This is a genomic window from Rhodococcus sp. EPR-157 (genome assembly GCF_001647195.1).
In the GTDB taxonomy this organism is placed as follows: domain Bacteria; phylum Actinomycetota; class Actinomycetes; order Mycobacteriales; family Mycobacteriaceae; genus Rhodococcoides.
The window spans coordinates 1-4,078 of sequence record NZ_LVCV01000565.1 but is presented as its reverse complement, the minus strand read 5'-3'; the positions used below and the strand labels follow the sequence as shown (position 1 = coordinate 4,078).

The following is a 4,078-nucleotide window of genomic DNA, read 5'->3' as shown; positions in this document are numbered from 1 at the left end:
ACCACCGAGGTCAGCGGCGACGTAACCATCGAGGACAACTCGCTGACCGCAGGCGAAGTGACGGTGCAGACCAACTCGATCACCACCGACAGCGACCGTCGTGACAGTCAGTTCCGTGGCAACATCTTCGATACTGCGACCTACCCGACCGCGACGTTCACCTTCGACTCACCCGTCGACCTGTCCTCGCTTCCGAAGGACGGGACCACGACTACGGTGACAGCAGACGGCACCCTCACACTCAAGGATCAGACGCGCCCGGTGTCGGTCGAGATCGAAGTCCTGCAGTCCGGTGACACCCTGATCGCGTCGGGGAGTATCCCCACAACGTGGTCGGACTTCGGAATCGAGCCGCCGTCGCTCGGATTCGTCACGGTCGAGGGTTCAGGATCCGTCGACTTTCTGATCAACTTGAACGAAGAGTAGGTTCCTTCGTTCTCTCTCTGCTCGGCGTCCACCCCGGTGGACCGAGGACGAATCCGCACCGCTCACGCCACGACCGCGATGCCGCTACATCCCTTGCGATGGAGCGGTATTCGTGTGTCTGGAGTGTCCACAGATTGTAGGTGTCGACCGGTTTCGTCAATCCGTAGTGTGGTCGTTCGATTTCGTCGGCGTAGCTGCCGAAGATTCGATCCCAGATGATGAAGATGCCACCGTAGTTCTTGTCCAGGTACTGCGGATCACGTCCGTGGTGAACCCGATGGTGCGACGGGGTGTTGAAGACGAATTCGATTGCGCGCGGGAGCTTGTCGATGCGCTCGGTGTGTACCCAGAACTGGTAGACAAGGTTGATCGAGAATCCGACGAACACCATCCACGGGGGGATTCCGAGTAGCGGGAGTGGGAGCCACATGATGATCTCGCCGCTGTTGTTCCACTTCTGCCGCAGTGCGGTACTGAAGTTGAAGTACTCGCTCGAGTGGTGGGCTTGATGAGTTGCCCAGATGATCCGCGTTCGGTGCGCGATCCGGTGGTACGCGTAGAAGAGGAAGTCGACACCGAGGATCAAGATCACCCAGGTGTACCAGGCGTCGGCAGGGAGATGCCATGGTGCGACGTACACGTAGAGGGCCGTGTACCCGAACAGAGCGAGGGTCTTCCACGCCGTCGTCGTCGCGATGGATACGACGCCCATGCCGAGGCTCGCTCGGGCGTCGGCGCCCTTGTAGCTGCCCTTGGTCCCATCCTCCAGCTTGATCGCGGCCAGCCATTCGATGGCCAGCAGCAATGCGAACGCGGGGATCGCCAGCGCCACCGGATCTCGTAGAGGTTCGGGAAGCGTGTTCCAGGCGGAAGCGACCCACTCGACCATCGGACAACTCCTCTGCGTGACACTTGGGAGTCAAGTGTAACGCTCGGGGGTGTCGGGGGCCACAGTTGGTTGCTATGTGTTGACCGAATGGCTGTTTGGGTCACCTTTGGGGGGACTCACAGTCTGTTTCGGTCACTTCGGGTGAGCGAATGACTGTCTGAGTCACTCAGAGTGACTCAATGAGCCGTTCGCTCCCACTGGGAGACCGAAACAGACATTCGCTCACGGCGAGGTGACCGAAACAGACTGTCACCGAAAAAAGGGGGTCACCACCCGTCAGCGAGCGGCATTCTTGATGAACTCCTCGACCCCGGCTGCCGGCGCGGTACCCGCAAACCATCCGCCCCGGACGTGGCGGCGCGTGGCGTGGTCGTCGGTGGCGCGCGCGGCGGAGTGCCACAGGTAGGCGTCGTGCAGGATGACGTCGCCTCGTTCCACGTAGACGGCCACCTCGCCGGGAATCTTCTCGAATCCGAGAGGCATCGGGAAGGGTGGGGCCATCGAGGAACGGCCACCGGTGGGGCGAGCGGTGTCGGGGACCGTGACGCCGTTGATGTTGCGGTACGGCGCGGGCGTCGCCCACAGATGACTGCCGGGGACGACGCGAAGGAACCCGTTGGCCGGGCTTGTGCCGTCGATGTGGAAGGTGAATGCCGTCGAGGGCCAGACGTCGAGGCTCGGGCTTGCCTGCCAATCCGAATGCCAACCGATCCGGGTGTAGCCGGATTCCTTGCCAGGGCGCGCGTCCTGGTATACGACTCCGAACTGTTCGCTGTCGCGAAGCCAGATCTGCTCACCCAGAACGACTCTCAACACCTTCAGTAGCTGCGGATGTTCGGCGGCCGAGCGAACGGCCGGGGACAGTTCGTTGACGTACTCGACGTAGTTGGCGAACTTGTCGGCCTTCGCCGCCTCGTCGAGGAAGACCGTCGAGCCGTATCGGCTGGGTAGTTCGCCGGCGACGACCTTCGACTGCGCGTCGACGCACTCGCGTTCCATTGCGTCCTGCTGGTCGTCGGTCAGCAAGTTTCGTACGACGGCGTACCCGTGCATCGAGTAGAACCACGCGATGGCTTCGGTGTCGGAAGCGTCGAAGACGCCGTGCTCGTTGATCATGCACAGACGCTAATGCCGAGGACAGGGTTCCGCAGCGCGAGATTCGCCTATTTCCTATTCGAATGATAGGAATCAGGGTGCCCACAACGGTCGGAGGAGAACGCTGTGCACATTACCGCCAAGGCGGACTACGCCGTGCGAACTCTGCTCGAGCTCGCGGCGTCGGCTGATGCACCAGGCAAAGCCGAAGCCCTCGCTGCCGCCCAGAACATCCCGCACAAATTCCTGGAATCGGTTCTCTCCGACCTGAGGCGAGCGGATCTGCTGCGGAGTCGCAGGGGTCCCGACGGCGGTTATTGGCTCGCGCGTCCCGCAGCGGAGATTTCCGTCGCCGACGTGATCAGGGCCGTCGAGGGGCCACTCGCGTCGGTGCGAGGTCAACGGCCCGAGGATGTCGACTACCCCGGACCGGCCAAGCCGCTGCAGCTGGTGTGGTTGGCAGTGCGGGCAAACATGAGGGCGGTGCTGGAAGGTGTGTCGTTGGCGGACATCGTCGCCGATGACATCCCTCCCTTCATCGCTGAGTTGACTGCAGATCCAGCGGCGTGGACCCGACGCTAGATGTGACCTGACACCTCATCGAGTGGACTGTGTGATGCAGTCGACAAAATTGCACATCCGTGCAACATTGCAGAACTCTGCAAGTTCCGTACCGTAGATCGCGTGACCTTCAATCCCTCCGGCCTTCGTGATCAGAAGAAGGCCGCTACGCGCGATGCTCTCGGGCAGGCTGCCGTGAAGCTCGCAAAGGAGCGCGGGCTCGATTCCGTCACCGCCGACGCGATCGCCGCCGAGGCAGGGGTCTCAACTCGGACTTTCCACAACTACTTCGCCAACAAAGAAGAAGCAGTCTTGCACCACATCGAGGCCTCGGCGTGGGCCTGGTTCGAGACGCTACGGGCCAGACCCAAGGACGAGCCGATCTGGACATCGCTGCGGCACGTGGCCGTGTCGATGGTCACCGATCCGGAGCGGGACCTCGCTGAGACCTTCGCCGTCGCGCAACTCGTCGAATCGACCCCCGCCGTCGTTGCACGCAAGCTCGAGGTCCATCACTCACTGACTCGTGTTCTCGGCGAGGCCATCGCCGAGCGCACTGGAACCAACATCGACACGGACTTGTTTCCGAACCTCATGCAGGTGGCGGTGGGTAGTGCAGTCACGGCTGCTCTGACGATCTGGACCAACAATCCCGCAGCAGACACCACTCCCGCACAGCTCGTCGAGGACGCATTCGACCAACTGCAGTCCGGACTTCCCGACCCACGCGAACCACAGACCAGGGCAACCGAAAACTTACCGAGGAGCTGACCAGTGGCAACTTATTTGTATCGAATCGGAAAGTTCGCCTTCCGGCGAAAAGGCATCGTCCTGGCCCTGTGGCTGGCAATCCTGGTCCTGGCAGGTGTGGGTGCCGCGACGCTCTCCGGCCCGACGGCCAACTCATTCAACATCCCGGGGACGCCGGCGCAGTCGGCACTCGACCTGCAGAGCGAACGATTCGGTACCGCGGAGGACCCTCTCACCGCGGTCTCGGCCGACTACGTATTCGCCGCTCCTGACGGCCAGAGCTTGGATACGCCCGCGTACACCGCAGCGATCGACGCCACCATCGCCGAGATCGACAAGATCGCCGACGTCGCACCA

The 4,078-nt window shown here is 62.2% G+C and carries 5 protein-coding genes and 1 pseudogene; 4 read left to right on the top strand and 2 right to left on the bottom strand.

Going from position 1 to position 4,078, the window contains the following annotated elements:
• On the top strand, positions 1 to 426 hold a 426-nt coding region (locus A2J03_RS24835), incomplete at its 5' end, for a YceI family protein (protein ID WP_197480951.1).
• Here the strand turns inward: A2J03_RS24835 and A2J03_RS24830 are convergent.
• Positions 407 to 1,315, bottom strand: a complete 909-nt coding sequence (locus tag A2J03_RS24830; RefSeq protein WP_068379414.1) for a sterol desaturase family protein — start codon at positions 1,313 to 1,315, stop codon at positions 407 to 409. The two genes, A2J03_RS24835 and A2J03_RS24830, sit on opposite strands and share 20 nt — an antisense overlap.
• Positions 1,316 to 1,591: 276 nt before the next feature.
• Positions 1,592 to 2,431: a phytanoyl-CoA dioxygenase family protein gene (locus tag A2J03_RS24825; protein WP_068379411.1), complete on the bottom strand. Its 840-nt coding sequence runs from the start codon at positions 2,429 to 2,431 to the stop codon at positions 1,592 to 1,594.
• A 105-nt stretch (positions 2,432 to 2,536) separates the two neighbouring features.
• Here A2J03_RS24825 and A2J03_RS24820 point away from each other — a divergent pair, with 105 nt between their 5' ends.
• The 3 genes and pseudogenes from A2J03_RS24820 to A2J03_RS24810 all read left to right on the top strand — a co-directional run.
• The gene (locus A2J03_RS24820; protein WP_068379408.1) at positions 2,537 to 2,992 is read left to right on the top strand and encodes an RrF2 family transcriptional regulator; all 456 of its coding nucleotides are present in this window, start codon (positions 2,537 to 2,539) and stop codon (positions 2,990 to 2,992) included.
• A gap of 102 nt (positions 2,993 to 3,094) precedes the next feature.
• The gene (locus A2J03_RS24815; RefSeq protein ID WP_231912706.1) at positions 3,095 to 3,742 is read left to right on the top strand and encodes a TetR/AcrR family transcriptional regulator; all 648 of its coding nucleotides are present in this window, start codon (positions 3,095 to 3,097) and stop codon (positions 3,740 to 3,742) included.
• A gap of 3 nt (positions 3,743 to 3,745) precedes the next feature.
• A pseudogene (locus tag A2J03_RS24810) lies at positions 3,746 to 4,078 on the top strand (MMPL family transporter); the annotation flags it as partial.

What these genes read in the sequence shown, in the direction of transcription:
- A2J03_RS24830 (WP_068379414.1), bottom strand. Translation starts at nt 1,315, where the DNA reads ATGGTCGAGTGGGTCGCTTCCGCCTGGAACACGCTTCCCGAACCTCTA.
- A2J03_RS24825 (WP_068379411.1), bottom strand. Translation starts at nt 2,431, where the DNA reads ATGATCAACGAGCACGGCGTCTTCGACGCTTCCGACACCGAAGCCATC.